We start from the raw sequence: 23163 nt of genomic DNA, 5'->3' as shown, positions 1-23163 counted from the left end.
GCGCCGACGTCACCCGAACAGACCACTCAGGAAGGCTGTTGATACGCCGGGGCGCCTCGCTGTTCCTCGATCACCGTCCGGGCCGTGGCCGTCATGAGGGCGCCGATGATCTGGGTGGGCCGATCGATGGGGAACACGGCTCCGCCGGTGGTCCTCACGATGCGGCTCATCGCGGCCCGGTCGGCCTTGCCGTAGGCGATGAACAGCAGCGAGATGGGCCGTCGGGGATCCTGGGCCTCGCGCAGGGCTGCCAGCAGGCCGGTCAGATCCAGCCCGGTCGCCTCGTCGTTCTTGCCGTCGGTGAAGATCGTCACGACGTTGTTGGCGGCTGGTTCGAAGTGGGCCTGGACGTGGCGGTAGGCCGCCAGGGTGGTGTCGTAGAGCCCGGTGCCTGTGTCGCGGGCCCGCATCGTGGTGCCCATCCGCATCATCTCGGGCCGGTTGCGGGCCAGCGGTGCCATGGCAACGAGCTGTTCGTGGTCCCGGTCGCCGTCGATGCGGGAGCCGAACTGCCACAGTCCGATCCTCGTGCGATCGCTCAGCACACTGAGACTGGCCCCGACCGACTGGCGCACGTAGGTGATCAGCGGCTGGCCGTGGCCCGGCACGGTCTGGTTCATCGAGCCGCTGACGTCGACCACGGCCAGGGTGTTGCCCGGTCTGCCGCCCGCAGTGGCCAGGGCGTAGAGGATCGGGATGTCCTTCACGGCAGGCGGCGCGAGCAGCCGTGAGGTGACGCCCAGGGGCTTGAAGGAACGCAGGCCGGGCTCGCGGAAGCCGTGGGCCGTGCGTGCCCGGGTGCCGGAATCGCCCAGCAAGGCGGTCAGCAGCACGCGGGCTGCCCCTGCGTGGCGCGTGTGGGGCCCCTGGATCCAGGGGTGGTCCAGGACGGGCGAGCCCTCCGCTGCCGGCACGATCGCGGCGCCGGGTGGGACCAGGCGTTCCTCGACGATGCGGACTTCGCCGTCCGCGATCGCGGTGGTGTCCTCCTCGGCGACGGCCGGGAGGCGGGAGAGGGCGGCGGCCGTGGTGGCCAGCGCCGTGTCGCGGTCACCTGTGATCCGGGTGGCCACTGGCGCCAGCGTGGCCGCGAGGGCGAGTCCGACGCCGGAGGTCGTGGGCTGCTCGATCCCGAAGGTGAGGGGCCCGCGATCGCCGCTCTTCAGGACGAGAGCCCAGCTGGGCCGGTCCCGGTCAGTCAGGGTGGCAGCGGTCGTGGTGCTGGCTGCCAGCACCACGGGACTGGTCGCCGTCGACGGCGCCCTCGCGGCCAGCATCGGACCGGCCAGGAACGCTCGTTCGCGTGAGTCCGGGATCCAGACATCGACGTCTCCCGACGCCAGCCGCCTCACCCCCGAGGAGCCCTGCGTGATGATCATGGTCAGGTCAACGCAGGAATCGTCGGCCACGGCCTGCACCACGGGCGCGTAGTCGCCGGTCGTCGCGACCCGCACCGCGGGCCGGGTCGCGCAGTGCCGGTCCGCGGCAGCGGCATCGATCGTGTCCGGGGGGCGAGCGCCGCCACGAGCCAGGGCAAGGATCGCCAGGGTCCCCACCGCCAGGGTCAGCGCGGCGCCGCTCGCGATCACCCGTCCCGACGTGCTGTGGCGCTGCTTCCTGCGTTTCGGCGTGTGCCTGCTCATCTGGTCCCCCTGAGTCCTCAGGGGGGAGACGAGCAGCCCGAGCGATGCCTTACGGCGGCCTGGGGTCGGTCCTAGCTGGAGATGGCGCGCGGGATGCTGCGGTTGGCGATCCGGTTCTCCGAGTCGATCATCCAGGCGAGCTGTTCGACCCGCTCCAGGATGGTGTGCAGGATGTCGGCCGTGGTCGGGTCCTCGGCGTCGACGTCGTCGTGGATGCGGCGTGCGGTCGCGGCGACGGCGTACAGCGCGGCGGTGATCAGGTCCACGGTCTCAGCGGTGTCGATCTCGTCGGCAGGGAAGGTGGCCAGGCTGGTCTGCGCGGCCACGGTTGCAGCGCGACCGTCCGGGGTGATGTAGATGGCACGCATCCGCTCGGCGACCTGGTCGGAGAAGGTGCGGGCGTCGGTGACGACCTCGTCGAGCTGCAGGTGCAGGTCCCGGAAGTTCTTGCCGACGACGTTCCAGTGCGCCTGCTTCCCCTGGAGGTGGAGGTCGATCAGGTCGACGTGCAGGGCCTGGAGGTGCGCGGCGACCTCAGCCGAGGCGCGGTACGGCGGGGTGGCGGTGTGGGTCTTCTCGCTGTGAAGGGTCATGTCCCCATGCAAGCACCTTTTCTGGAATCATTCCAGTAAAGCAAGCCTGCCCTCACCTAACCGCACCGCGCTCAGTGGGTCGTCGTACACCGGTCCCAGCGCGATCGTGCACGCGGAACTCAACGGCATGCCGCCCCTAGGCGTGTACCTGGTCGAGGGAGATCAGGTGGGCCCCATTAGTAAGTACATCAATCAAGACACTCATATTCTAGCGGGCTCTACACCGCGGTTCGTTCAGGTTCCATCTGAGAGGGTGTCCGCATGGGAGCGAAGTCGGCCGCGAAGCGGATCGCACTGGAAGTGCTGGGCTGGACCCTCGTGATCGGCGGGATCGCAGCGCTGGTGCTGCCCGGCCCTGGGCTCCTGGCCCTGTTCGCCGGGCTGGCTGTGCTGTCACAGCAGTACGAGTGGGCCGAGCGCAGGCTCGAGCCGGTCAAGGCGCGAGCCTTCCAGACCGCCGCCGACGGCGTGCGGACCTGGCCGCGCATCATCGCCTCAGTGATCGGTGGGTTGATGGTGATGGCCGTCGGTGTGCTCTGGTTCCTCCAGCCCCCAGCACCGGGTTGGTGGCCCGTGCGGGACTCCTGGTGGCTGTTCGGCGGCATGTGGGCCGGTGTCACGCTGATCCTGTCGGGCATCATCGCCCTGGCCCTGATCGTCTACAGCTACCGTCACTTCCGCGGAGTCGACGACGCCGAGCTCGCCGAGCGGGCCACCGGCGCGTGACACGGGGTCTGGCAACCGCCACGATGTGCGCATGACAATCACCGCTCTGGTCATCGGCGAGGCCCTCGTCGACATCGTCGCCCAGCCCGACGGCACCACCGTCGACCATCCCGGCGGCAGCCCCGCCAACGTCGCGGTCGCCATGAGCCGGCTGGGCACCAGCGTCGGGCTGGCCACGGCGTACGGCGCTGACCGGCTCGGTGGCCTCCTCGACCGACACTTCGCCGACGCCGGGGTCAGCCTCGTGGGCAACCCCCACGGTCTGGAGCGCACGTCTTCGGCGCTGGCCACGATTGATGCCACCGGCGCCGCGTCGTACGTCTTCGACCTGCACTGGGAGCTGCAGCCTCCACGGCCAGCCGACCCGCCGCTGTTGGTGCACACGGGGTCGTTGGGGGCGGTGCTGGAGCCCGGTGCCGGCACGGTGGTGGAGGCCATCGCGTCCCTGCGCGAGGTCGCCACGATCAGCTATGACATCAACGCCCGGCCCGCAGCCACCGGCATCAGCGCCGAGCTGGTTGCCCGGGTCGATGCGCTGGTCGCGGTCAGCGACGTGGTCAAGGCCTCCGACGAGGACCTCGAGCACCTCTACCCCGAGGGGAGCATCGAGGACGCCGTCGAACGGATCCTCGCCCTCGGAGCTGGGGCCGTCGTCGTCACCTGGGGCGGCCAGGGCGCCTCGTGCTTCAGCGCCGCCGGCCGCGTCGACATCGCGGGCGAAAATGTGGAAGTCGCCGACACCATCGGTGCCGGCGACTCCTTCTGCGCTGCCCTGCTCGACGGTCTACGCCGCCGCGAGCTGCTCGGGGCGACCAACCGCAGCGAGCTGCGGGGGCTGTCCCTGGCCGGGTGGACCGAGGTGATGACTCGGGCCAACCGGGCCGCCGCGATCACCGTCTCCCGTCCGGGAGCCAACCCGCCCACGGCGGCCGAGCTCGATCAGCGGTAGGCCGTCGCGCTCCACTTGAACGTGTTGCCGTTGTTGCGCGACTTGCCCTGGCAGGCGAAGTTGGTGCCCTGCCAGCACGTGTACTGCGTCCCGGCGTTGGCCAGCGTGAAGCTCACCCGAGCCACCTTGGCCCGGTTGAAGTTCACCCGCACCACACCGTTGCCGGCAGCGTTGATCGGCATCGCCTTGCGGACCAAGGCGCCGTTCTTCATCAGGATCTGCGCGTAGCCGGCTGTGCCCTCGACGGCGTTGGGGCCGTCCACGAACAGCCGCAGCTTCCACGCGCCCTTGAGGGTGGCAGTCGGGGTGTAGGAGTAGCTGGTGCTCGTGAGGTGGTTCAGCCCCAGGCTGCCCACGGCGGCGTGCTTCGCCTTGCCGAACTTGTAGGCCTTGGCGACCCGCGTTCGTGTGTAGGACGCGCCCTCGCTGTAGACCTTGCCCGGGAACAGGTTGCCGGCCGCGAAGTCGGCGTAGAAACGCGGCAGCTTGACGTGCTTGGAGGTCAGGTAGTTGCGAACCGCCTGGATCGAGAAGTTGTCGCGGGCACCACTGGTTGCGTCGAGGCGGGTCCAGATGTTGCGCACCGCGTCGACCCCGAACCGCTTGGAGAGGCGCTCGAAGAAGATCCAGTTGCCGTAGTGCGTCAGCCCGGAGAACGTGTCGAGCGGGGTGCGAGGCTTCGCGAGCTGGCCGTAGCTCAGGTAGGAGCGGTTGTCGTTGACGTTGTCGGCGTAGCGCTCCTCCATCCAGGTGGCGGTGGCCTCCATCAGCCAACCGTCCTCGCCGGTGTCGTAGTTGAACTGGATCGCGTGGAAGAACTCGTGAGCCGCGGTCACCTGGAGGCTCGGCAGGGCACCGAGCGGGTAGCCGGCGTAGTCGTTGTCGAGCACGCAGTAGCCGGAGTAGATCCAGTCCTGGCCGGCCTGCTTGGTCTCGGGCTGGCAGTAGCCGTAGAGGCCGTCACCGAGCAGGTCCTCGGTGTAGACGTCGAACTGGGGGGTGCCGCCCAGGCCGTTGTCGACGGCCGGTCCGCGGGTGTAGCCGCGGGTGGTGACCTCGTAGGTCCACACCGACTCCATGGTGTCCAGGGTGGTCTGGGCCCAGGCGGGCGTCGTCGTGTCACCGGCGCCCGTGCCGGTGGAGTAGTGCACGCAGACGTGCGTGCTGCACAACATGTCGTTGCGCGTCGGGCGCGCCATCAGCTTGTCGGCGCTCTTCTGCTCGGCAGCCGAGAGGTCGTCGTACGACTTGCGGAGGGCGACCAGCGCCATGGTCGCGTCGCGACCGGGGGCCGCGGTGCCGGAGAGCACCTCGCGAGCCTCGGTCAGTGCCATGTCGGCCTGGCGCTCGGCGGCGGTCGGTTCGGCGCTGCGCGCCTTGTCGACCAGCGGCGCCGATTGGGCGCCGGCGGACTGGGTGACGAGCAGTGGAGCGGTGAGGGCGGCGACAGCCACCAGCACTGAAGCGAACGTGCGGCGCATGGAGTCTCTCTCAGAGCGAGGATAGGAAGGCGTTCACCCTAACCTCAGAAACGGTTGCAATGAGCACGAACCCCGAGTTCGGCTCAGGCAGTGCCGGAGATCTTCTCGATGAGCGCCGTCGTCGAGATCGCCGGTGTGCGGGTCAGGTAGACCACGTCGCAGACATCCTTGAACTCGTCGAACTTGCCCTCCCAGTCGTCGCCCATCACCAGGACGTCGGCGCCGTGCTCGATGATGTAGTCCCGCTTCTGCTCCAGGCTGTCCTCTCGGAACACGGCATCGACGGGCTTGAGGGCTGCCACGATCTCCATCCGTTCGCCCTCGCTGAACACCGGCGCCCGACCCTTCTTCTTGATGTTGAGAGCGTCTGCTGAGACCCCGACCACGAGGCGATCACCCAGCGCGGCGGCGCGCTCGATGACCCGGAGGTGGCCGACGTGGAAGACGTCGAAAGTGCCGAAAGTGATCACGGTGCGCGACATGCGGGTCATCGTTTCATGCCGGCCTGACAGAATCGAGACGATGACGACGCTGCAGATCCAGACCCCCGAGCCCGAGGCGGACGCCGAGCGTCGAGCCGGCCTTCGCCGCATGCGGACCCTCGCGGTCTCCCTGTTGGGCCTGGCCGCGGTCGTGTACGTCGCCACCCTGGGCCAGGACGGGTTCCTGGGCTTCGTCAACGCAGGCGCCGAGGCCTCGATGGTCGGCGCCATCGCGGACTGGTTCGCGGTGGCCGCCCTGTTCAAGCATCCGTTGGGTCTGCCCATCCCGCACACCGCGTTGATCCCCAAGCGCAAGGAGGACCTCGGGCGGAGCCTGGAGGACTTCGTGGGCGAGAACTTCCTGCAGGAGACGATCATCCGCGAGCGGATCTCGGCCTCGGCCATCTCGCGACGCATGGGGGCGTGGGGGAGTCAGCCCACGAACGCGCGCCGCGTCGTCGACGAGGTCGCCGACGTGGCCGTGATCGCCCTGGGCAAGGTCCGCGACGACCACATCGTCGAACTGGTCGAGCAGGTGCTGGTGCCCCGATTCCACGACGAGCCGATCGCGCCGATCCTGGGCACGCTGCTCTGCGAGGCGGTGCGCGACGACCTCCACCACGGGGTGGTCGACCTCGGCCTCGAGGAGCTCCAGCGCTGGCTGGAGGCCAACGAGGAGACCTTCACCCAGGTGCTCTCCGAACGCGCGCCCTGGTGGACGCCACCCCGGCTCAACGACGCCGTCACCGGCCGCCTGCACACCGAGGCGATCAGGTGGCTGGAGGACATCCGCAACGACCCGCGACACCATGCCCGCGAAGCCCTCGACTCGATGCTGGCCCAGCTCGCCCAGGACCTGCTGCACGACCCGGCGACGCAAGCTCGCGCCGAGGCGCTCAAGGACCGGATCCTCGAGCACGAGCAGGTCAGTGCAACTGCCGTCTCGCTCTGGAAGGCCCTGCGCAACGCGCTGCGCACCTCCCTGGAGGACCAGTCCGGGCCTCTTCGGGCCCGGCTCACCCACGAGGTCCAGTCCTTCGCCTCACGGCTCACCACCGACGAGGCGCTCCAGCAGCGTCTCGACGGGGTCGCCGCCGACGTGGCGGTCTTCACGGTTTCACGCTACGGCGAGGAGATCACCAGCGTGATCACCAGCACCATCGAACGCTGGGACGGCAAGGAGGCTGCTGACAAGATCGAGCTCCACGTCGGCCGCGACCTGCAGTTCATCCGGATCAACGGCACCATCGTCGGCGGTCTCGTCGGCGTCCTCATCCATGCGATATCGGTGGTGATCAACTGATGCTCGACGTACCCATCCGCGACGAGTCGATCAGGCTCGGCCAGTTCCTCAAACTCGCCAACCTCATCGACACCGGTGCCGACGCCAAGCCCCTGATGATCCAAGGGCTCGTGCAGGTCAACGGTGAGGTCGAGACGCGCCGCGGCCGCCAACTGCTCAAGGGCGACGTGGTCGCCCTGGGCTCACAGTCCGCGCGGGTGTCCTGAGCTCAGGAGACGCCCATCAGGTCACAGACGAAGATGAGGGTCTCGCCGGGTGCGATCACGCCGCCGGCACCCCGGTCGCCATAACCGAGGTGGGCCGGGATCACGAGCTGACGCCGTCCGCCCACCTTCATCCCCAGGATCCCCTGGTCCCAGCCGGCGATGACCTGGCCGACGCCGACGCGGAACTGCAGCGGCGCCCCGCGGTTGTACGAGGCGTCGAACTCCTCGCCTGAGGAGTGGGCCACGCCCACGTAGTGCACCGACACGGTCGATCCGGCGGTGGCCTCGGCTCCGTCGCCGACCGTGACATCGGTGATCACGAGGTCGGTCGGCGGCTCGGGGTCGAAGAAGTCGATCTCGGGCTTGTCCATGTGGGTTCTCCCGCGTGGTCCGCAGCACGAACCGCGCACGTAGGCGTCAGGTCTGGTGGAGGTACTGGTCGAGCTGGTCACGCTCGAACTCGAGCTCGCTGATCCGGCTCTTGACCACGTCACCGATGGAGATGATGCCAGTCAGCTTGCCGTCGGCCACCACCGGGACGTGGCGGATGCGGTGGTCTGTCATCTGCTTCATGAGCTCGTCCAGGTCCTGGTCGCCCTCACAGGTCTCGACCGACGCGGTCATGATCGTGTCGACGCGTGCGTCGAGGACCGCGACCCCGTCGTTGAGCCGGCGTACCACGTCACGCTCGGACACGATGCCGTCCACGGACTCGCCGTCCACGCTGACGATCAAGGCACCGACGTTGTGCTGGGCGAGGGTCGCCACGAGGTCGCGCACGGTGGCATCGGGGGCGATGGTGACCACCTCGAAGCTCGGCTTGGATCGGAGCACGTCGTTGATGCGCATGGGGCCTCCCTTTTCGCTGGTGTCTCAAGCGTCACGCTAGTGGCGGGCGGCACCGTTGAACAGGGGCCGACCGTCCTCCGTCCGCAGGCTGGTCATCCCAGCGGTGGCTCGTCGGGGGTGGGGGAGCGACGGTGCGAGCGCAGATCGGCCACGGAGCCTGGCCCGTAGCGCTGGTCGTCGGGGTCGCTGCTGTCACTCAGCGCGCCGAGGAACGACAGCGCGGCTTCGTGCAGGTGACCATTGGTGGCCATCACGTTGCCGCCGAACGGCCCCGGGGTGCCGTCCAGCGACGTGAACTGCCCTCCGGCCTCCCGCACGATGACATCGAGGGCGGCCATGTCATAGACCGCGAGCTCGGGTTCGGTGGCGATGTCGACCGCCCCCTCGGCCAGCAGCATGTAGGACCAGAAGTCGCTGTAGGCGCGCGTGCGCCAGCACCGCCGCGACAGGGCGAGGAAGTCGTCGAGGCGGCCGCGTTCCTCCCAGCCGTGCAGGGACGCATAGGACATCGACGCGTCCTCGAGGCGCCGTACGTCGGAGACCTGGCAGCGGGTGGCCTTGAGCAGGGAGCGACCTGTCCACGCACCGTTGCCGGCAGAGGCCCACCAACGGCGTTGCAGGGCCGGTGCCGACACCACACCCAGCACGACCTCCTCGTCGACCACCAGGGAGATCAGCGTCGCCCAGACCGGGACGCCGCGCACGAAGTTCTTCGTCCCGTCGATGGGGTCGACGATCCATCGGCGTTGGCTGTGGCCGGTCGACCCGGTCTCCTCGCCGGTCACGGCGTCGCGGGACCTGGCGCGCGACAAGGTGCGCCGGATCCCGTCCTCGACGGCCTGGTCGGCATCGGTGACCGGCGTGAGATCCGGCTTGCTCATGACGTGGAGGTCGAGCGACTTGAACCGAGCCGAGGTGAGGGAATCGGCGTCGTCGGCCAGGATGTGCGCGAGCCGGAGGTCGTCGGTGTAGTCGATGGACATGACGACAGGCTATTGCCCGTGTCACGCCGGACACCGCAGGGTCGGGTCTTCGACACCCTGGTCGTAGGACTTTCGTACACAGGTTCTGGACAGGTCGCGCCGCTACCGTGGGCGCCATGGAGATCAACGGAGTGCCTCTGCACCCCCTCGTCGTGCACGCTGCAGTCGTCTTCGTGCCACTGGCAGCCCTGTCCGCCCTCGTCTACGCCCTGGTGCCTCGCTGGCGCTGGGCGCTGCGGCACCCGATGCTGGCGGTCGGGATCATGGCGGTGGGTGCCACCCAACTTGCCTCGCTCACCGGCGAGAGCCTCAAGGAGGACCGCGGGCTGTTCACACCGCTGGTGGAGAAGCACGAGATGTGGGCCGGACGCATGCTGTTCTCGATGTGGGTGCTGGTCGCGCTGATGGCTGTGGCGTGGTGGGTGCTGCCTCACGTCACCGCCCTAGCCGGCAAGGCCGACAAGGAGGTCCGGGTCAAGGCGCTGGTGCTCCCGGTGACCGTCCTGCTCCCCATCGCGGCGATCGTCACCCTGGTCTTCGTCTACATGACCGGCGACGCCGGCGCCAAGGCCGTCTGGGGCTGACCTGGCCCCGGGTGGGTCAGTACTGGTCCTCGGAGCCGCGCTCCCGCGCGGCCAGCAGGCGCCGGAACGACAGCACCCGATCGATCTCCGCGGTCCCCGCGGCCACGGCGTCGTCGAGCCCGCACTCGGGCTCGTCCTCCCCGTGGGTGCAGCCGCGCGGGCAGTCCTCGGTCATCTCGTCCAGGTCCGGGAACGCCTCGATGAGGCTCTCGGGGTCCACGTGCGCCAGCCCGAAGGACCGGATGCCCGGGGTATCGATGATCCAGCCGCCCTCGGGAAGGGCGAGCATGTAGGCACTCGTCGAAGTGTGCCGTCCCCGGCCGGTCACCGCGTTGACGATGCCGACCTGACGATTGGCGTCCGGCACGAGCGCGTTGACCAGCGTCGACTTGCCGACCCCGCTGTGTCCCACGAGCACACTGGTGCGGCCGACGAGCTGGGCGCGGACCTCGTCGAGGTCGCCGCCGCGCTGGGTCACGACGTAGGGCACCCCCAACGAGCGGTACGTCGACAGCAACGTCTCGGGGTCGGCGAGGTCGGCCTTGGTCAGGCACAGGATCGGCTGCATCCTCGACGCGTACGCCGCCACCAGCGCCCGATCGATCAGGCGGGGCCGCGGTTCCGGATCGGCCAGGGCGGTGACCACGACCAACTGTGAGGCGTTGGCCACGATGACGCGCTCGACCGGGTCGTCGTCGTCGGCGGTACGGCGCAGGGTCGTCGTACGCTCATGGACCTCGACGATCCGCGCCAAGGTGTCGGCGGTGCCCGACACGTCCCCGACCACCCGGACCCGGTCCCCGACGACGACCCCCTTGCGGCCCAGGGGGCGGGCCTTGACGGCCATCACCGTCCGGCCCTCGATCAGCAGTGTGAGCCGGCCGCGGTCGACGGTGACGACCACACCGTCCACAGCGTCGTCGTAGGTCGGGCGGTCCTTGGTGCGTGGCCGACTGCGCCGGCGGGGCCGGTCGTAATGCTCCTGGTCATGCTCGTCGTAACGGCTCACCACGGGCTCATCCTGATGTCACAGCAGTCCGGCCCAGAAACCGGGGAAGTCGGTGAAGGTCTTGGCGGTGGTGCCCACGTCCTCCACGAGAACACCGTCGACGGCGGCGCCGAGGATGACCCCGGCATGTGCCATCCGGTGATCGGCATAGGTGTGGAAGACCCCTCCGTGCAGCGCCGAGGGGCGCAAGGAGAGCCCGTCGGGGTGCTCGGTGACGTCGGCACCGAGAGCAGCGAGCTCGGTGGCCAGGGCAGTGAGCCGGTCGGTCTCGTGGCCGCGGATGTGAGCGACACCGCGCAGATGGGACGGCGTCTCGGCCAGCGCACACAGGGCCGCGACCGCGGGAGTCAGTTCGCCGACGTCATGCAGGTCGAGGTCGACGCCCTGCAGGTGCTCGGGGCCGGTGACTCGCAGCCCGGCAGCCTCCCGGGAGACCGTGCAGCCCATCAGCGTGAGGATCGAGCCGAGCTCGTCGCCGGGCTGGGTGGTGCTCGCGGGCCAGTCCCGGACGAGCACGGTGCCGCCCGAGACCGCCGCGAGAGCCAGGAAGGGAGCAGCGTTGGACAGGTCCGGCTCGATGTCGTGGTCGACGGCAGCGATCGGGCCCGGGGCGACGGTCCACCGGTTGGCCTCGGAACCGTCCACCTCGACGCCGTGCTGACCGAGCATGGCGATCGTCATCTCGATGTGAGGCAGTGACGGCACCGGCTTGCCGTCGTGACGGATGTCGACGCCTTCCTCGAAGCGCGCGCCAGCCAGGAGCAGCGCTGAGATGAACTGCGAGGAGGCCGAGGCGTCCATCACCACGGTGCCACCGCGCACGGCCCCGCCACCCATGATCGTGAAGGGCAGGCCGTCTGCCTCGGAGACCGCCACACCCAGGCCACGCAGGGCAGTCAGGACCTCGGCGATCGGGCGGCTGCGCATGTGCGGGTCGCCGTCGAAGTCGATCCGGCCGGAGGACAGCCCGGCGATCGGGGGCACGAACCTCATGACCGTGCCGGCCAGCCCGCAGTCGATCACGGCGTCGCGCGTGAACTCGCCCGGCGTGAGGACCCAGTCCGGCCCTGCCGTGTCCACCGTGGAGCCCAGCGCGTCCAGAGCCGCAGCCATCAGCATGGTGTCGCGCGAGCGCAGGGCACGGCGTACGACGGACGGGCCGTCGGCGATGGCGGCCAGGATCAGGGCGCGGTTGGTCAGCGACTTGGATCCGGGCAGCGAGACGTCGAGGTCCACGGGGTCGTTGACCCGGGGCGCGGGCCACGGGTTCGGCACGGCAAGATCCAGCGTCGTCACAGGCCGAACCCTACCGAGAGGATCAGGTGAGCTGTGCTTTGGCCAGCTTTGCCTCACGCCGAGCATTCCTGGCCATCCGGCGGGTCTCCTTCTTGGCCGCGGTGGCCGCGTGGCGTGCCCGCCACGCCAGACCCGGCTTCCCGTCGGTGTCGACCCCGGCGAGCAACAGCCCGCCCAGCACGGAGACGTTCTTGAAGAAGCCCAGGCGCTGGGCGTTCTTCGCGGCGGGCTCGGACTCCTCCCAGAACGCGTGGCCGGCCAGCGTCGTGGGCACCAGCGTGACGGCCAGCACCGAGGACGAGAGGCGCGGGGCGCGACCGGTGGCGAGCGCCGCGGCGGCACCGATCTGCACGGCGGCGTTGATCCGCACCAGCGTCTTGGGATCCTGCGGGATGGGTGCGCTCGGCGCAGCCTTCTGGAGCAACGGCACCAGGCGATCGGTGACCTTGCCGGCCTTGGCCGCCGTGGCGTCGGGGTTCCTGAGGGCGCTGTAGGCCCCGAGGAAGAAGATCGAGGCGAGCATCGGACGGGCGACGGTGCGAATCAAGGTCATGGCCCATTCATACCCGATGGAGCGAACCGCCATGCCACCAGCCGAAGCGGGCCCCATCGGACGGCTCAGGGGAGCCGGTCGGTGTTGTTCGACGGGTCGGCGTCGGTGAAGCCCTTGGCGGTGACCTTGAAGTCGGCGCGCCAGGCAGTGTTCGGCAGGCCGAGGAAGTGGATCGGCCCGACCTCCCGATCAGCGGTCACCTGGCAGGTCACGGTGCTGCCGGAGATGGAGCACCCGGTCGGGATCGAGGTGATCAGGCTGAGGCCGGTGATCGACACGGTGAGGGTCGCGGAGCCGGCAGGGTCGATCCCGGACACATCGCCCCAGACCTGGTGGTTGATCCCGGACACCGTGCCGCGCGCAGCCACCGTGAGGTCGAAGTTGACCTTCACGCTGATCGTGCCGGTCGAGGTGCCACCTCGCGGGTCGGTGACGGTGTAGGTGAAGGTGTCCGTGCCACCTCGGAAATCGCTGTCCGGGGTGTAGACGACCTTGCCACCTTCGATGCGTGCCGAGCCGCGTGCGGGGTTGGCGACCGCGCTCAGTGTCATGGCGTCACCGTTGGCGTCGGAGTCGTTGAGCAGCGCGTTGATGGTCACCGACTCGCCGGGATTGATGTTCGCGGAGTCGGCGACCGCCGACGGGGCGGAGTTGGTGACCGTCACGCTGACGGTGCCGCGGGCGCGGCCGCCGAAACCATCGACCACGACGTAGCTGAAGGTGTCGGCCCCGGCGAAGTCGTTGCGGTAGCGGTAGTCGAGCTTGCCGTTGACGATCGAGACCGTGCCGCCGCCGGCCCCGGTGACCTCGGTGAGGCGCAGGGTGTCGCGGTTGAGGTCGGTGTCGTTGGCCAGGACGTCGATGGTGCGTGCGCCTTCGGACTTGGCTGCGAAGGTGACCTGGTCGGTGACCGCGACCGGAGCGCTGTTCGTGACCTCGACGGTGACCTGGCCGCGGCTCGTGCCTCCGTCGCCGTCACTGACCACGTAGCCGAGGGTGTCGGTGCCGTGGAAGCCGTTGGCCGAGGTGTAGCCGAGCTGGCCGCCCTCTCGGGTGACCACGCCGCCCTGGGCGCTGCGGGCATCGAAGCTGCCGATGCTGAGTGTGTCGTCGTTGGTGTCGGTGTCGTTGGCCAGGACCGGGATCAGGATGCGCTCACCCCCGGTCGAGGCGGAGTCGTCGGTCGCGCTCGGTGCGGCGTTGCGCACGGTGATCCGAACGGTGGCCGTGGCCGTGCCGCCCTGGCCGTCGGAGATCGTGTAGTCGAAGCTGTCGTCACCCTTGAACCCGGCTCGCGGCGCGTAGTAGGTCAGGGAGCCGTCGTCCTGGATGCGGACCGACCCGTTGGCCGGGTCGTCGGCCGAGACCACCGTGAGGGTGTCGCCGTTGGGGTCGGAGTCGTTGGCCAGCACGTCGATGGACACCTCGGTGCCCGTGCCCGTCGTCGCGGAATCGTCTGTGGCGACGGGGAGCCCGTTCTCGACGGTCACGGTCACCTCGGCACTGTCGGTGCCTCCGTTGCCGTCGCTGACGGTGTAGGTGAAGGTGGCGTCGCCTGAGAAGCCGGCGGGCGGTGTGTAGCGGACCTGGTCCTCGACCAAGGCCACCTTGCCGTGGTCGGCCACGCCCAGCCTGGTGATGGACAGTGCGTCGCCGTTGGGGTCGGTGTCGTTGGCCAGGACGTCGAGGAGGACCGAGGCGCCGTAGGCGGTGCTCGCGGTGTCGTCGACCGCGACCGGTGCACCGTTGGCCACCGTGACGGTGACGGTCGCGGAGTCGCTGCCGCCGTGACCGTCCACGCCGGTGTAGGCGAAGGTGACGACCCCGGAGTAGCCGGCGGGCGGGGTGTAGCGCACCTGGTCGCCCACGATGCTCGTGGTGCCGTGCGGGTTGCCCTGCGCTCCCACCGGGTCGGTGACCGAGGTGACGGAGAGCGCGTCGCTGTTGGGGTCGGTGTCGTTCGCGAGGACGTCGATGTCGATCGGGGTGTCGTAGTCGGTGCTGGCCCGGTCGTCGGCCGCCTCGGGGGCGGCGTTGGCCACCGTGATGGTGACCGTGGCTCGGCCAGAGACGCCGCCAGCGCCGTCGGACACGGTGTAGGTGAAGCTGTCGGTGCCAGCGAAGCCCGGTCGCGGCGTGTAGTGGACCGTGCCATCCCGGTTGGGGGTGGCGGTGCCGTTGGTGGGCTGGTCGACGACGGTGGGCAGCAACCGCTGGCCGGTGCCCGGGATGTTGGCGTCGCTGTCGTTGGCCAGGACCCGGATGTCGACGGGCTGGTCGGTGTCGGTTGACGCCGTGTCGTCGTTCGCGACCGGGTCGGCGTTCGCCACGGTCACGGTGACCGTAGCCGGGCGCGACTCGGCGCCGTTCGGGTCGCTGACCCGGTAGGTGAAGGTGTCGGTGCCGGCGTAGCCGGAGTCGGGGGTGTAGGTGACCGTGCCGTCGTCGTTCACGGTGGCGCGACCGTGGTCCGGCGCGCCGACCAGGGAAGGCGACAGGTTGTCGCCGTTGGGATCGGTGTCGTTGGCGAGGACCGCGATGTCGACAGGTTGATCGGTGTCCGTCGTCGCCGTGTCGTCGTTGGCGACGGGTGCGGCGTTGCGCACGGTGATGCTCACCGTGGCGGGCGCCGAGAGGCCGCCGTCGCCGTCGCTGACCCGGTAGGTGAAGGAGTCACCGCCGGCGAAGCCCGAGTCGGGGGTGTAGGTGACCGAACCGTCGGCGTTGACGGCTGCGGTGCCGTTGGTCGGCGCCCGCAGGATCTCGGGGGCCAGCGCGTCGCCGTTGGCGTCGGTATCGCCGTTGAGGACCTCGATGTCGACCGGCTGGTCGGTGTCGGTGCTGGCCGTGTCGTCGTCGGCGACCGGGGCGGCGTTGCGCACCGTGATCGACACGGTGGCCTGCCGACTCTGGTCCACGCCGTCACTGGCGACGTAGGTGAAGCTGTCGGGGCCCTTGTAGGCGACGTCGGGGCTGTAGCGGATGGTGCCGTCGTCGTTCACCCTCACGGTGCCGTGATCGGGGCGCGAGGTGAGGACGGGGGACAGGCTGTCGCCGTCAGGATCGCGGTCGCCGGCCAAGACGTCGATGTCCACGTCGGTGTTCGTGTCCGTGCTGACGGTGTCGTCGTCGGCGCTGGGTGCACGGTTGGCGACCGCGACGCTCACCGTGGCCCGGTCGTTGCCGCCGTCGCCGTCACCGACGCGGTAGTCGAAGGTGTCGACGCCGCGGAACCCGGGTCGTGGCTGGTAGCGCAACGGGCCGCCGGCCGGCCCGGAGACGGCTCCGCCGTCAGCGCTGGCGGTGTCGAAGTCGGTGATGTCGAGCGGGTCCCGGTTGGGGTCGGTGTCATTGGCAAGTACGTCGACCTCGACACCACTGTTGCGCGTCGTGGACGCCTCGTCAGGACGGCCACGGGGGCGCCGTTGCGCACCGTGACGCGGACCCGTCCCTCGCTCGTCTGACCACGGTCGTTGGCCACGACATAGGTGAATGAGTCGCGGCCCTTGAACCGGGCGTCGGGGATGTAGGTGACGATGCCGTCGCCCGCCAACCGACCGAGCGCGCTGGTGCGGGCCGCGCCCTTCTTGACCCGCCCGTGGTCGGGCTGCGTGACGCGCACGAGCTCGAGGTCACCGGTCACCGGGTTGTCGTCGTTGGCGAGAAGGTCGAAGGTCACCGGTCCGCCGTTGCTGTCGGGCAGCACGTCCTCGCCCGGAGCGGGGTTGGTGTCCGGCCCGCCAGTCGGCCCGCCGGTCGGCCCGCCGGTCGGCCCGTCGGTCGGCCCGTCGGTCGGCCCGTCGGTCGGCCCGTCGCTCGCAGTGTCCGTCGGGTTGTCGCTCACCCCGTCGGTGGGCGCGTCAGTGGTCCCGTCGCTCGTCCCGTCGGTGGGGCTGGTCCCGTCGGTCGGGCTGGTCCCATCAGTGGGGCTGGTCCCGTCGGTCGGCGTGATGCCGTCGGTCGGGGTGGCACCCTCGGTGCCGGCGGTGGGATCGGTGAGTGAGGCCACGGGGCGGTCGGCCACGTTGGCGCCCTCGTTGCCGCCGCCGATCACGCCGGTGGCGACCAGGACCCCGCCGGCTACAGCGGTCACGACCGCGGCGGCGGTGCCGAGCACGGCGAGGGTCCCCATGCTGCCGGCCACTGCGCTGGCACCGGCGACGGCCCCGGCGCCCGCACCGGCGCCTGCCGCGCCGGCGCTCGCGCCCGCACTGCCGCCGGCGGCCGAGCCGTTGCCGGTGACGGCATCGCGCGCGCGACCGATGACCCCCAGGACGCCGGCCTTGGCAGCCACGCCGGTGGCCCCGGCCAGGTAGGCCGCACCCGCGGTGCCGAGCAGCAGCGGGGCGAGGATGCCGGACAGGTTGGAGTTGACCTCGGAGAGCTCGAGATAGATGGCCATGCACTTGCGGCACTCGTCGAGGTGGGCCTCGACCTTGCTCGCATCGCGCTTGGAGACGCCCTTGCGGATGTAGGCACCGATGTGCTGGTTGGTCCAGCGGCACTCGTCCTCGTCGAGGTCCTGCGCGTGCATGTTCAAGAAGGCCTGGCGCAGGCCCTCGCGCGCGCGATAGGCCAGCGCGGAGACCGAGTTGGGGCTCATCCCCAGCAACTCGGCCACCTCGGCGGGCTTGGCGCCCTCGACCTCGGTGTGCCAGAGCACCAGCTGCCAGCGCTCGGGCAGCGAGGCGAACGCCTTGGCGGCAGCGGCGTTCTCGAAGCCTTCGACGGCGGTGTCGCGGAACGGCACGCCCGGGTCGAAGGCCTCCATGTCGTCGGTCGTGGTCAGCCGGGAGGTGGCACGGATCTTGTCGACGTGCAGCCGGCGTACGGCGGTGAGCAGGTAGGCGCGGAAGGCCACATCGGGTCCGCCACCGCGCTGGAGGACCACCAGGACCTTGGCGAAGGCATCGGACACGAGGTCGTCGACGTCACCGTGAGCGACCAGTTGTCGGGCGAGCCGGCGCGCGGCCGCGACATGGCGCTCGAAGAGGTCGCCGTATGCGGACACGTCTCCACCCCGGACGGCCGAGATCAGCTCGGCATCGCCCGGTCCCTCGATGCGTTGGAGAGTGCTCACACGTAGTCAACGGTCTTCTGGGGGTTTGATGACGCCACTTTAGTCGTGCAGGCGTCAGAAGAATGCCAAACAAAAACTTTCGAAACCCGCGTCATGGTCTGCGAGGACCCCCGTTTCTTCTGTGGGAGTCGCCCAACGAGGGCGAAACTCGGAGACCGAGGGAGGCAATGCCGTGGGACTTTTTGCGACTCGTACTCGTCGCGCCGCCACGGTGGATCCCGAGGCAGGGCGGGCACTGTCCGATGGCGAGCGGTTGGGATTGCCGCCACGCTTCGAGGCAGTGGGAGAGGCCCTCGCCTCGGGATCCGGCTCCGCGGAGGCATGTTCGGTCCTGGGCTGGGAGCTCGCTCAGGATGGTGCCTCGCTGCAGGAGGTCCTCGACGCTCTGCGGGCCACGTCGCTCGAAGTCCTGGGCCGCGAGCCGCACTTCGAGGACATCGCCGCGCTCTGCGGAGCGTGGAGTGAGTCCACGCTCGCCTATCTTCACCAGATGTCCTGCGAGGACCCGATGACCGGGCTCGCCTCGCTGGCGCACGTGCGCACTCGTCTCTCTGAGCTGTACCGGGGAGAGCTCAGGGCCGAAGGCAGCACGCAGGAACGGTTCGCGCTGGTCGTGGCCGACCTTCCGGACGACGCCGGGCTCGGGCCCGCGTCCGACGGGCACCTCAGCCGGGCCATGCGCCTCGCCCGCCTCGGTGACGCAGCCCGCACGGTGTTCGCCGGGACCGAGACCCTCGGTCGCCTGGGCGAGAACCGGATCGTGGTCGTGGTGGCGAGAAGTTCGCGTCTCGGTCGGCGTGTCGCGCTGTTGCGACGGCTCTTGGACCAGCTCGACCTGTCCGGTCAGCCGGCCCGTGTCTGGATCGAGGGCCTGCCCCCGACCGACGACGGTGCCGCAATGCTGCTTGACGAGCTCGCGCGTCCCTGAGGACCTGCTCAGAGCTTCGCGAGAGCCTCGCGCAGTCCCTTTTCGGCCTCGTCGCCGAGCTTCTTGAACGCGGGCGCGAGCAACGGGGCGACGTACTTCGTGATGCCCTTGAAGGCGAAGTCCGCGGTGTAGGTGACCGAGGTCCCGAAACCCTGGGGCGTCAGTTCCATCGTGTCGTGGGCGACCAGGGTCTTGTTCTCGCCACGCAGCGAGAACCGGGTGTCCGGCGTGCGCTCGAGCACTTCGTAGGTCAGCTCGGTCTTGCGTCCGGCGAACTGCGACACGTTGTGATAGGTCGTCCCCTTGCCGCCGTCGCCCTGGACCCTGGTGGTCTCGGCGGTCCCGGGGTCCCACTCGTTCGTGGTGGTGAAGTCGCTCAGGTAGGCGAACACCGCCTCCGGGGCTGCGGTGGTCTCGACCGTCCGTTGGATCTTCACGCGTTCCTCCTGCTGATGGGCTGACCCTGTGCTCCTGGCCACCCTACGTACCCACCTGTGAGCGACCCGGGCGGCTAACCTGTGACGCATGTGCGGTCGCTACGCGTCGTCCCGCAAGCCCGAGGACCTGATCGAGGAGTTCGAGATCAGCGAGCCACGGATCACGGTGCCGTTGGAGCCCGACTACAACGTGGCTCCCACCAAAGAGGTGTACGCCGTGCTGGAGCGGCCTCCGTCGAAGGACAAGTCGGCTCCGGCACAGCGCCAGTTGCGCGTGGTGCGGTGGGGGTTGGTGCCGTCCTGGGCCAAGGACCCCTCGATCGGCAACCGGATGATCAACGCGCGGATGGAGACGGTGGCCGAGAAGCCGTCGTACCGGCGCGCCTTCTCCTCACGTCGCTGCCTCCTGCCGGCCGACGGCTACTTCGAGTGGTACCCCTCCGCGGAGGTCAACGCGAAGGGCAAGCCCGTCAAGCAACCGTTCTACATCCACCCCAAGGACGGCGGTGTCCTGGCGATGGCAGGCCTCTACGAGATCTGGAAGGACCCCACACGGGACGAGGAGGATCCACAGCTGTTCCGGTGGACCTGCACGGTGATCACCACTGATGCGGAGGACTCGCTCGGCCACATCCACGACCGGATGCCGCTCATGGTGACGGCCGACCGGTGGTCGCAGTGGCTCGACCCGACCGTGTCCGGCAAGGACGAGCTCCTGTCGCTGCTGGTGCCCGCGGCGCCCGGACTCCTGGAGGCCTATCCGGTCTCCACCCAGGTCAACAGCGTGCGCAACAACGGCCCCGAGCTGGTCACGGCTCTGCCCCTGACGGACTGAGACGACATGGCCGAGACGCGCACCATCGCGACTCCTCACGGTGACGCGAGGCTGGTCGCCCACCGCGCACGCAGCGCCGCGGCCACCGTGCTGCTCAGTCACGGCGCCGGCAACGGCATCGACACTCCCGATCTGGAGGCTCTCGCCGAGGTGCTGCCCCGCAACGGCTTCACGGTGCTGCTGCTCGAGCAGCCGTGGAAGGTCGCCGGGCGCAAGGTCGCCACGCCACCGGCCACGCTGGACGCGGGTCTGCGGGCCGCCGCCGCGACCCTGCGTGGCCGCGCTCCGCTGGTGGTCGGCGGCCGCTCGGCCGGGGCGCGGTCCGCAGCCCGATCGGCTCTCGAGGTCGGAGCGGTCGGCTGCCTCGCGCTCGCCTTCCCCCTCCACCCGCCGGGTCGCCCGGAGAAGACTCGGGTCCAGGAACTCATCGGGGCACGGGTGCCCACCCTGGTGATCCAGGGTGATCGCGACACGATGGGCCGTCCCGAGGAGTTCCCTGCCGGCATCGATCTGTGTCCGGTGCCAGGAGCCGACCACTCGTTCCGGGTGCCCAAGCGCGGCTCGATCACCCAGACCGAGGCGCTCGCCATCATTGTCGAGGCCACCTTGGAGTGGCTCGTGCGCGACGTCTCCGGGCCTCGGCCGTGAGCGCGGGGGAATGAGAGGGCAGGGGCACGTGTTGAGTCAGTCGTGCCAGCCGTACTCACCCGACCCAGTCCGGACGTCCCCCGAGACGACCGCTCCCACGCCATTCCAGCCGACTCCCGGCTACTGTGGGAGACGATGACTGAGACCTTGAACGGGGCGTTCGACGTCCCCGAGAACGAGACCGACGAGCAGCGCTCGGCGCGCTTCGAGCGTGACGCGCTGCCCTACCTCGACCAGATGTACTCGGCTGCGATGCGGATGACTCGCAACCCGCAGGACGCCGAGGACCTGGTGCAGGAGACCTTCGCGAAGGCCTACTCCGCCTTCCACCAGTTCCGGCCGGGCACGAACCTGAAGGCGTGGCTCTACCGGATCCTGACGAACACGTTCATCAACACCTACCGCAAGAAGCAGCGTGAGCCTCAGAAGTCGATGTCGGAGGACGTCGAGGACTGGCAGCTGGCGCGGGCCGAGTCGCACACCGCCGGTGGCCTGAAGTCGGCGGAGATGGAGGCCTTAGAGCACCTGCCCGACTCGCAGGTCAAGGACGCTCTCCAGCGGCTGCCCGAGGAGTTCCGCCTGGCGGTCTACCTCGCCGATGTCGAGGGCTTCCCCTACAAGGAGATCGCCGAGATCATGGACACCCCGATCGGCACCGTGATGTCGCGCCTGCACCGCGGGCGACGTCAGCTGCGCGGGATGCTCGAGGGCTACGTCCGCAGCAACGACCTGCTGGCCGCCACCGCTGGTGAAGGGAGTCGGTCATGAGCCAGTCAGACCCCACCAACTCCGAGTGTGTCGACTACCTCGAACGGATCGTCTACCTGCTCGACAACGAGCTCGACGAGGCCGAGTGCTCCGAGGTGCGGGTGCACTTGGAGGAGTGCGGGCCGTGCCTGCACAAGTACGACCTCGAGCGCACGGTGAAGGCGGTCGTCGCACGGTCGTGCTCGGAGTCGGCGCCCGACGGGCTTCGGGACCGGGTGCTGATGCAGGTGCGTCAGGTCCAGGTCCGGATCACCGAATCCTGATCGCCCCGATTCACGTCTTCCCAGGGCCACCTGAGAGGATGCCCCGAGCACTGATTCCAGGAGGAACACCATGGGCAAGACCGGCCGCAAGCGCCGCGCTCGCAAGAAGAAGGGCGCAAACCACGGCAAGCGCCCCAACGCCTGAGCGCGTCTGCATCGTGAACCCCCAGCCGATTCGGCCGGGGGTTCGCTGCATTTCCACCTCACGACACACTGGGTGGCATGGACGCGACCCAGACCTTCACCGTGACCGATGCCGACACGGCGATCGCCGTGGGGTCGGGATCGCTCCCGGTCCTCGGCACCCCTCGGCTGCTCGCCTGGTGCGAGGCCGTGACCTGTGCGGCCATCGAGCCGACAGTGCCCAGCGGCGGCACCAGCGTGGGGACCCGGATCGCCCTCGAGCACCTCGTCGCCTCACCGGTGGGAGCGGTGGTCACGGTCAGCGCGTCCGAGGTGTACGTCGACGGGCGACTGGTGCGCTTCACGGTCTCTGCCCGGCATGCCGACGGCAAGCTGGTCGGCTCAGGTGAGGTGACGCGCGTGGTGGTCGATGTCGAGAAGTTCCTCGCGCGCCTGCGCTGAGCCCGGCCCCAGCCTTGCTGCACGGCGCTGGGGGTGGGACTGGGGACGGATGACGCATCCGGGCCTGCCCGGGCTCTGCACTGGCGGCGCAGTCTGGAGGGGAGGTGATCCCCATGCCGCGACACTCGCGCACCATCCTGTCCGCCATGCTTCCCGTCCTGGTCCTGGCCGGGTTGTGGCTCCCGCTGGGCGCCGCCCAGGCGGCCGGCCCACCGCCGCCAGGTGTGGCAGGCGCTGTCGGTGCACCGGCGGTGGAGCTCCGGGTCGGCCAGGAAGGCAGCGTGGGTCGGTTCAGCTCGGTGTCGATCCCCGTGCTCTACCGCTGCCAGCGACCGTGGCTGGTGGCGGGACTCTACGTGGAGGTGAATCGAGGCGCCGTCACCGGATTCGGTGCACGCACCGCTGGTCTGACCTGCGACGGCACCTGGAACCGGGTCCTGGTGGGCGCGGACTCCGACACCGGGGAACCCTTCGCGGCGGGCTACGCAGAGGTCCGGCTGACCATGGACGTGCAGGACCCGGTCACGTTCGACCCGGTGGATCAGGCCACCGCCTCGGCCAGGATCTGGATCGCTCCGGCGGCCCGGATCGTGGTGGATCGGGCCGTGCTGGGGCCCGATGGATCGGTGCGGGTAACGGTCTCGGCGCGGTGTCAGCGTCCCTGGGTGCTCTCCGAGTACAGCGTGAGCGTCAGCCAGCGTGAGGGTTTCGTGTACGGATCTGCGTTCCGCGACACCGGGCTGGTCTGCGATGCCCTGTGGCACCGGACGACCCTTCGGGTCGTCGGCTCCGAGCCTTTCGTCCGTGGCCGAGCGATAGTGGGAGCTGGCATCTATGTCCTGGACCCGGTGGACTTCGACCCGGTCGGGGCCGATGCGGTGTCGAGAACGGTGATGCTGCGCCGCTGAGCGCACGCGGTTGTCGGTGCCCCGGGGCATGATGAGATCGACCAGACATCGACG

25 protein-coding genes and 1 pseudogene are annotated in these 23163 nt (G+C 69.6%); 13 read left to right on the top strand and 13 right to left on the bottom strand.

The window, feature by feature from the left end; all coding sequences use genetic code 11:
• Nucleotides 1-26 precede the first annotated feature (26 nt).
• Together AB7I40_RS20795 and AB7I40_RS20790 are read right to left on the bottom strand one after the other, a co-directional pair.
• Nucleotides 27-1643 (bottom strand): substrate-binding domain-containing protein, encoded by a 1617-nt coding sequence (locus AB7I40_RS20795; RefSeq protein WP_428348125.1) that lies wholly within the window; start codon nt 1641-1643, stop codon nt 27-29.
• A gap of 71 nt (nt 1644-1714) precedes the next feature.
• Entirely contained in the window at nt 1715-2236 is a 522-nt protein-coding gene (locus tag AB7I40_RS20790) for a Dps family protein (RefSeq protein WP_428345094.1), read from the bottom strand.
• Between the two features lie 261 nt (nt 2237-2497).
• Between AB7I40_RS20790 and AB7I40_RS20785 the strand changes: the two genes are divergently transcribed.
• Both AB7I40_RS20785 and AB7I40_RS20780 read left to right on the top strand, forming a co-directional pair.
• A complete protein-coding gene (locus AB7I40_RS20785; protein WP_428345095.1) occupies nt 2498-2962 on the top strand; it encodes a PGPGW domain-containing protein in 465 nt (154 codons plus the stop codon).
• Nucleotides 2963-2993: 31 nt separating this feature from the next.
• Complete coding sequence (locus AB7I40_RS20780; protein ID WP_428345096.1) at nt 2994-3911, top strand: carbohydrate kinase family protein; 918 nt, start codon at nt 2994-2996, stop codon at nt 3909-3911.
• Here AB7I40_RS20780 and AB7I40_RS20775 read toward each other — a convergent pair.
• Both AB7I40_RS20775 and AB7I40_RS20770 read right to left on the bottom strand, forming a co-directional pair.
• Nucleotides 3902-5392, bottom strand: coding sequence for an MXAN_6640 family putative metalloprotease (locus AB7I40_RS20775; RefSeq protein ID WP_428345097.1), 1491 nt, complete (start codon nt 5390-5392; stop codon nt 3902-3904). The genes AB7I40_RS20780 and AB7I40_RS20775 overlap by 10 nt on opposite strands.
• A gap of 83 nt (nt 5393-5475) precedes the next feature.
• Nucleotides 5476-5874 (bottom strand): adenylyltransferase/cytidyltransferase family protein, encoded by a 399-nt coding sequence (locus AB7I40_RS20770; protein WP_428345098.1) that lies wholly within the window; start codon nt 5872-5874, stop codon nt 5476-5478.
• Between the two features lie 40 nt (nt 5875-5914).
• Here AB7I40_RS20770 and AB7I40_RS20765 point away from each other — a divergent pair, with 40 nt between their 5' ends.
• Nucleotides 5915-7177 carry a DUF445 domain-containing protein gene (locus AB7I40_RS20765; protein WP_428345099.1) on the top strand — a complete coding sequence of 421 codons (1263 nt, stop codon included), beginning with the start codon at nt 5915-5917 and terminating at the stop codon, nt 7175-7177.
• The gene (locus tag AB7I40_RS20760; RefSeq protein ID WP_428345100.1) at nt 7177-7383 is read left to right on the top strand and encodes an RNA-binding S4 domain-containing protein; all 207 of its coding nucleotides are present in this window, start codon (nt 7177-7179) and stop codon (nt 7381-7383) included. The genes AB7I40_RS20765 and AB7I40_RS20760 overlap by 1 nt, the downstream gene beginning before the upstream one ends.
• A 2-nt stretch (nt 7384-7385) precedes the next feature.
• Here the strand turns inward: AB7I40_RS20760 and AB7I40_RS20755 are convergent, their stop codons facing one another.
• The 3 genes from AB7I40_RS20755 to AB7I40_RS20745 form a co-directional block, all read right to left on the bottom strand.
• Complete coding sequence (locus AB7I40_RS20755) at nt 7386-7754, bottom strand: FKBP-type peptidyl-prolyl cis-trans isomerase (protein WP_428345101.1); 369 nt, start codon at nt 7752-7754, stop codon at nt 7386-7388.
• 46 nt (nt 7755-7800) lie between these two features.
• Nucleotides 7801-8232, bottom strand: coding sequence for a CBS domain-containing protein (locus tag AB7I40_RS20750; RefSeq protein ID WP_428345102.1), 432 nt, complete (start codon nt 8230-8232; stop codon nt 7801-7803).
• Nucleotides 8233-8324: 92 nt separating this feature from the next.
• Nucleotides 8325-9215: an inositol monophosphatase family protein gene (locus tag AB7I40_RS20745; protein WP_428345103.1), complete on the bottom strand. Its 891-nt coding sequence runs from the start codon at nt 9213-9215 to the stop codon at nt 8325-8327.
• 116 nt (nt 9216-9331) lie between these two features.
• On the opposite strand from AB7I40_RS20745, the gene AB7I40_RS20740 reads away from it, so the two are divergent.
• Nucleotides 9332-9799 carry a DUF2231 domain-containing protein gene (locus AB7I40_RS20740; RefSeq protein WP_428345104.1) on the top strand — a complete coding sequence of 156 codons (468 nt, stop codon included), beginning with the start codon at nt 9332-9334 and terminating at the stop codon, nt 9797-9799.
• Between the two features lie 16 nt (nt 9800-9815).
• Here AB7I40_RS20740 and rsgA read toward each other — a convergent pair whose 3' ends face one another.
• The 5 genes and pseudogenes from rsgA to AB7I40_RS20715 form a co-directional block, all read right to left on the bottom strand.
• Nucleotides 9816-10808, bottom strand: a complete 993-nt coding sequence (gene rsgA / locus AB7I40_RS20735; protein WP_428345221.1) for a ribosome small subunit-dependent GTPase A — start codon at nt 10806-10808, stop codon at nt 9816-9818.
• A gap of 18 nt (nt 10809-10826) precedes the next feature.
• Nucleotides 10827-12104 (bottom strand): 3-phosphoshikimate 1-carboxyvinyltransferase, encoded by a 1278-nt coding sequence (gene aroA, locus AB7I40_RS20730; RefSeq protein ID WP_428345105.1) that lies wholly within the window; start codon nt 12102-12104, stop codon nt 10827-10829.
• A gap of 22 nt (nt 12105-12126) precedes the next feature.
• Entirely contained in the window at nt 12127-12657 is a 531-nt protein-coding gene (locus tag AB7I40_RS20725) for a DoxX family membrane protein (protein ID WP_428345106.1), read from the bottom strand.
• Between the two features lie 65 nt (nt 12658-12722).
• Entirely contained in the window at nt 12723-16151 is a 3429-nt protein-coding gene (locus AB7I40_RS20720; protein WP_428345222.1) for an Ig-like domain-containing protein, read from the bottom strand.
• Nucleotides 16103-17668: pseudogene (locus tag AB7I40_RS20715) on the bottom strand (sigma-70 family RNA polymerase sigma factor); the annotation flags it as partial. The gene AB7I40_RS20720 and the pseudogene AB7I40_RS20715, both read right to left, overlap by 49 nt.
• Before the next feature lie 241 nt (nt 17669-17909).
• Here AB7I40_RS20715 and AB7I40_RS20710 point away from each other — a divergent pair.
• On the top strand, nt 17910-18665 hold the full coding sequence (locus tag AB7I40_RS20710) for a hypothetical protein (protein ID WP_428345107.1): 756 nt from the start codon (nt 17910-17912) through the stop codon (nt 18663-18665).
• An 8-nt stretch (nt 18666-18673) separates the two neighbouring features.
• Here AB7I40_RS20710 and AB7I40_RS20705 read toward each other — a convergent pair whose 3' ends face one another.
• On the bottom strand, nt 18674-19102 hold the full coding sequence (locus tag AB7I40_RS20705) for an SRPBCC family protein (RefSeq protein WP_428345108.1): 429 nt from the start codon (nt 19100-19102) through the stop codon (nt 18674-18676).
• 88 nt (nt 19103-19190) lie between these two features.
• On the opposite strand from AB7I40_RS20705, the gene AB7I40_RS20700 reads away from it, so the two are divergent.
• The 7 genes from AB7I40_RS20700 (at nt 19191) to AB7I40_RS20670 (ending at nt 23109) form a co-directional block, all read left to right on the top strand.
• The gene (locus AB7I40_RS20700) at nt 19191-19937 is read left to right on the top strand and encodes an SOS response-associated peptidase (protein ID WP_428345109.1); all 747 of its coding nucleotides are present in this window, start codon (nt 19191-19193) and stop codon (nt 19935-19937) included.
• Between the two features lie 6 nt (nt 19938-19943).
• Nucleotides 19944-20585 carry an alpha/beta family hydrolase gene (locus AB7I40_RS20695; RefSeq protein WP_428345110.1) on the top strand — a complete coding sequence of 214 codons (642 nt, stop codon included), beginning with the start codon at nt 19944-19946 and terminating at the stop codon, nt 20583-20585.
• A gap of 135 nt (nt 20586-20720) precedes the next feature.
• Nucleotides 20721-21353, top strand: a complete 633-nt coding sequence (locus AB7I40_RS20690) for a sigma-70 family RNA polymerase sigma factor (protein WP_428345111.1) — start codon at nt 20721-20723, stop codon at nt 21351-21353.
• Nucleotides 21350-21616, top strand: a complete 267-nt coding sequence (gene rsrA, locus AB7I40_RS20685; RefSeq protein ID WP_428345112.1) for a mycothiol system anti-sigma-R factor — start codon at nt 21350-21352, stop codon at nt 21614-21616. The genes AB7I40_RS20690 and rsrA overlap by 4 nt, the downstream gene beginning before the upstream one ends.
• A 70-nt stretch (nt 21617-21686) precedes the next feature.
• The gene (locus tag AB7I40_RS20680; RefSeq protein ID WP_369759046.1) at nt 21687-21761 is read left to right on the top strand and encodes a 50S ribosomal protein bL37; all 75 of its coding nucleotides are present in this window, start codon (nt 21687-21689) and stop codon (nt 21759-21761) included.
• A 77-nt stretch (nt 21762-21838) separates the two neighbouring features.
• Nucleotides 21839-22201, top strand: a complete 363-nt coding sequence (locus AB7I40_RS20675; RefSeq protein ID WP_428345113.1) for a thioesterase family protein — start codon at nt 21839-21841, stop codon at nt 22199-22201.
• 113 nt (nt 22202-22314) lie between these two features.
• Nucleotides 22315-23109: a hypothetical protein gene (locus tag AB7I40_RS20670; RefSeq protein ID WP_428345114.1), complete on the top strand. Its 795-nt coding sequence runs from the start codon at nt 22315-22317 to the stop codon at nt 23107-23109.
• Nucleotides 23110-23163 lie beyond the last annotated feature (54 nt).

This window comes from Nocardioides sp. (assembly GCF_050246775.1).
Classification (GTDB): domain Bacteria; phylum Actinomycetota; class Actinomycetes; order Propionibacteriales; family Nocardioidaceae; genus Nocardioides.
The sequence above is the reverse complement of the archived record's forward strand: the minus strand, read 5'-3'. Positions and strand labels throughout refer to the sequence as shown.

Bases quoted from the DNA above. Each gene is read 5' to 3' on its own strand.
- AB7I40_RS20760 (WP_428345100.1), top strand. From the start codon at position 7,177: ATGCTCGACGTACCCATCCGCGACGAGTCGATCAGGCTCGGCCAGTTC.
- AB7I40_RS20780 (WP_428345096.1), top strand. From the start codon at position 2,994: ATGACAATCACCGCTCTGGTCATCGGCGAGGCCCTCGTCGACATCGTC.
- AB7I40_RS20690 (WP_428345111.1), top strand. From the start codon at position 20,721: ATGACTGAGACCTTGAACGGGGCGTTCGACGTCCCCGAGAACGAGACC.
- AB7I40_RS20755 (WP_428345101.1), bottom strand. From the start codon at position 7,754: ATGGACAAGCCCGAGATCGACTTCTTCGACCCCGAGCCGCCGACCGAC.
- AB7I40_RS20725 (WP_428345106.1), bottom strand. From the start codon at position 12,657: ATGACCTTGATTCGCACCGTCGCCCGTCCGATGCTCGCCTCGATCTTC.
- AB7I40_RS20745 (WP_428345103.1), bottom strand. From the start codon at position 9,215: ATGTCCATCGACTACACCGACGACCTCCGGCTCGCGCACATCCTGGCC.
- AB7I40_RS20765 (WP_428345099.1), top strand. From the start codon at position 5,915: ATGACGACGCTGCAGATCCAGACCCCCGAGCCCGAGGCGGACGCCGAG.
- AB7I40_RS20700 (WP_428345109.1), top strand. From the start codon at position 19,191: ATGTGCGGTCGCTACGCGTCGTCCCGCAAGCCCGAGGACCTGATCGAG.
- AB7I40_RS20675 (WP_428345113.1), top strand. From the start codon at position 21,839: ATGGACGCGACCCAGACCTTCACCGTGACCGATGCCGACACGGCGATC.
- AB7I40_RS20775 (WP_428345097.1), bottom strand. From the start codon at position 5,392: ATGCGCCGCACGTTCGCTTCAGTGCTGGTGGCTGTCGCCGCCCTCACC.
- AB7I40_RS20695 (WP_428345110.1), top strand. From the start codon at position 19,944: ATGGCCGAGACGCGCACCATCGCGACTCCTCACGGTGACGCGAGGCTG.
- AB7I40_RS20750 (WP_428345102.1), bottom strand. From the start codon at position 8,232: ATGCGCATCAACGACGTGCTCCGATCCAAGCCGAGCTTCGAGGTGGTC.
- AB7I40_RS20790 (WP_428345094.1), bottom strand. From the start codon at position 2,236: ATGACCCTTCACAGCGAGAAGACCCACACCGCCACCCCGCCGTACCGC.
- AB7I40_RS20670 (WP_428345114.1), top strand. From the start codon at position 22,315: ATGCCGCGACACTCGCGCACCATCCTGTCCGCCATGCTTCCCGTCCTG.
- rsrA (WP_428345112.1), top strand. From the start codon at position 21,350: ATGAGCCAGTCAGACCCCACCAACTCCGAGTGTGTCGACTACCTCGAA.
- AB7I40_RS20770 (WP_428345098.1), bottom strand. From the start codon at position 5,874: ATGTCGCGCACCGTGATCACTTTCGGCACTTTCGACGTCTTCCACGTC.
- AB7I40_RS20740 (WP_428345104.1), top strand. From the start codon at position 9,332: ATGGAGATCAACGGAGTGCCTCTGCACCCCCTCGTCGTGCACGCTGCA.
- AB7I40_RS20785 (WP_428345095.1), top strand. From the start codon at position 2,498: ATGGGAGCGAAGTCGGCCGCGAAGCGGATCGCACTGGAAGTGCTGGGC.
- AB7I40_RS20795 (WP_428348125.1), bottom strand. From the start codon at position 1,643: ATGAGCAGGCACACGCCGAAACGCAGGAAGCAGCGCCACAGCACGTCG.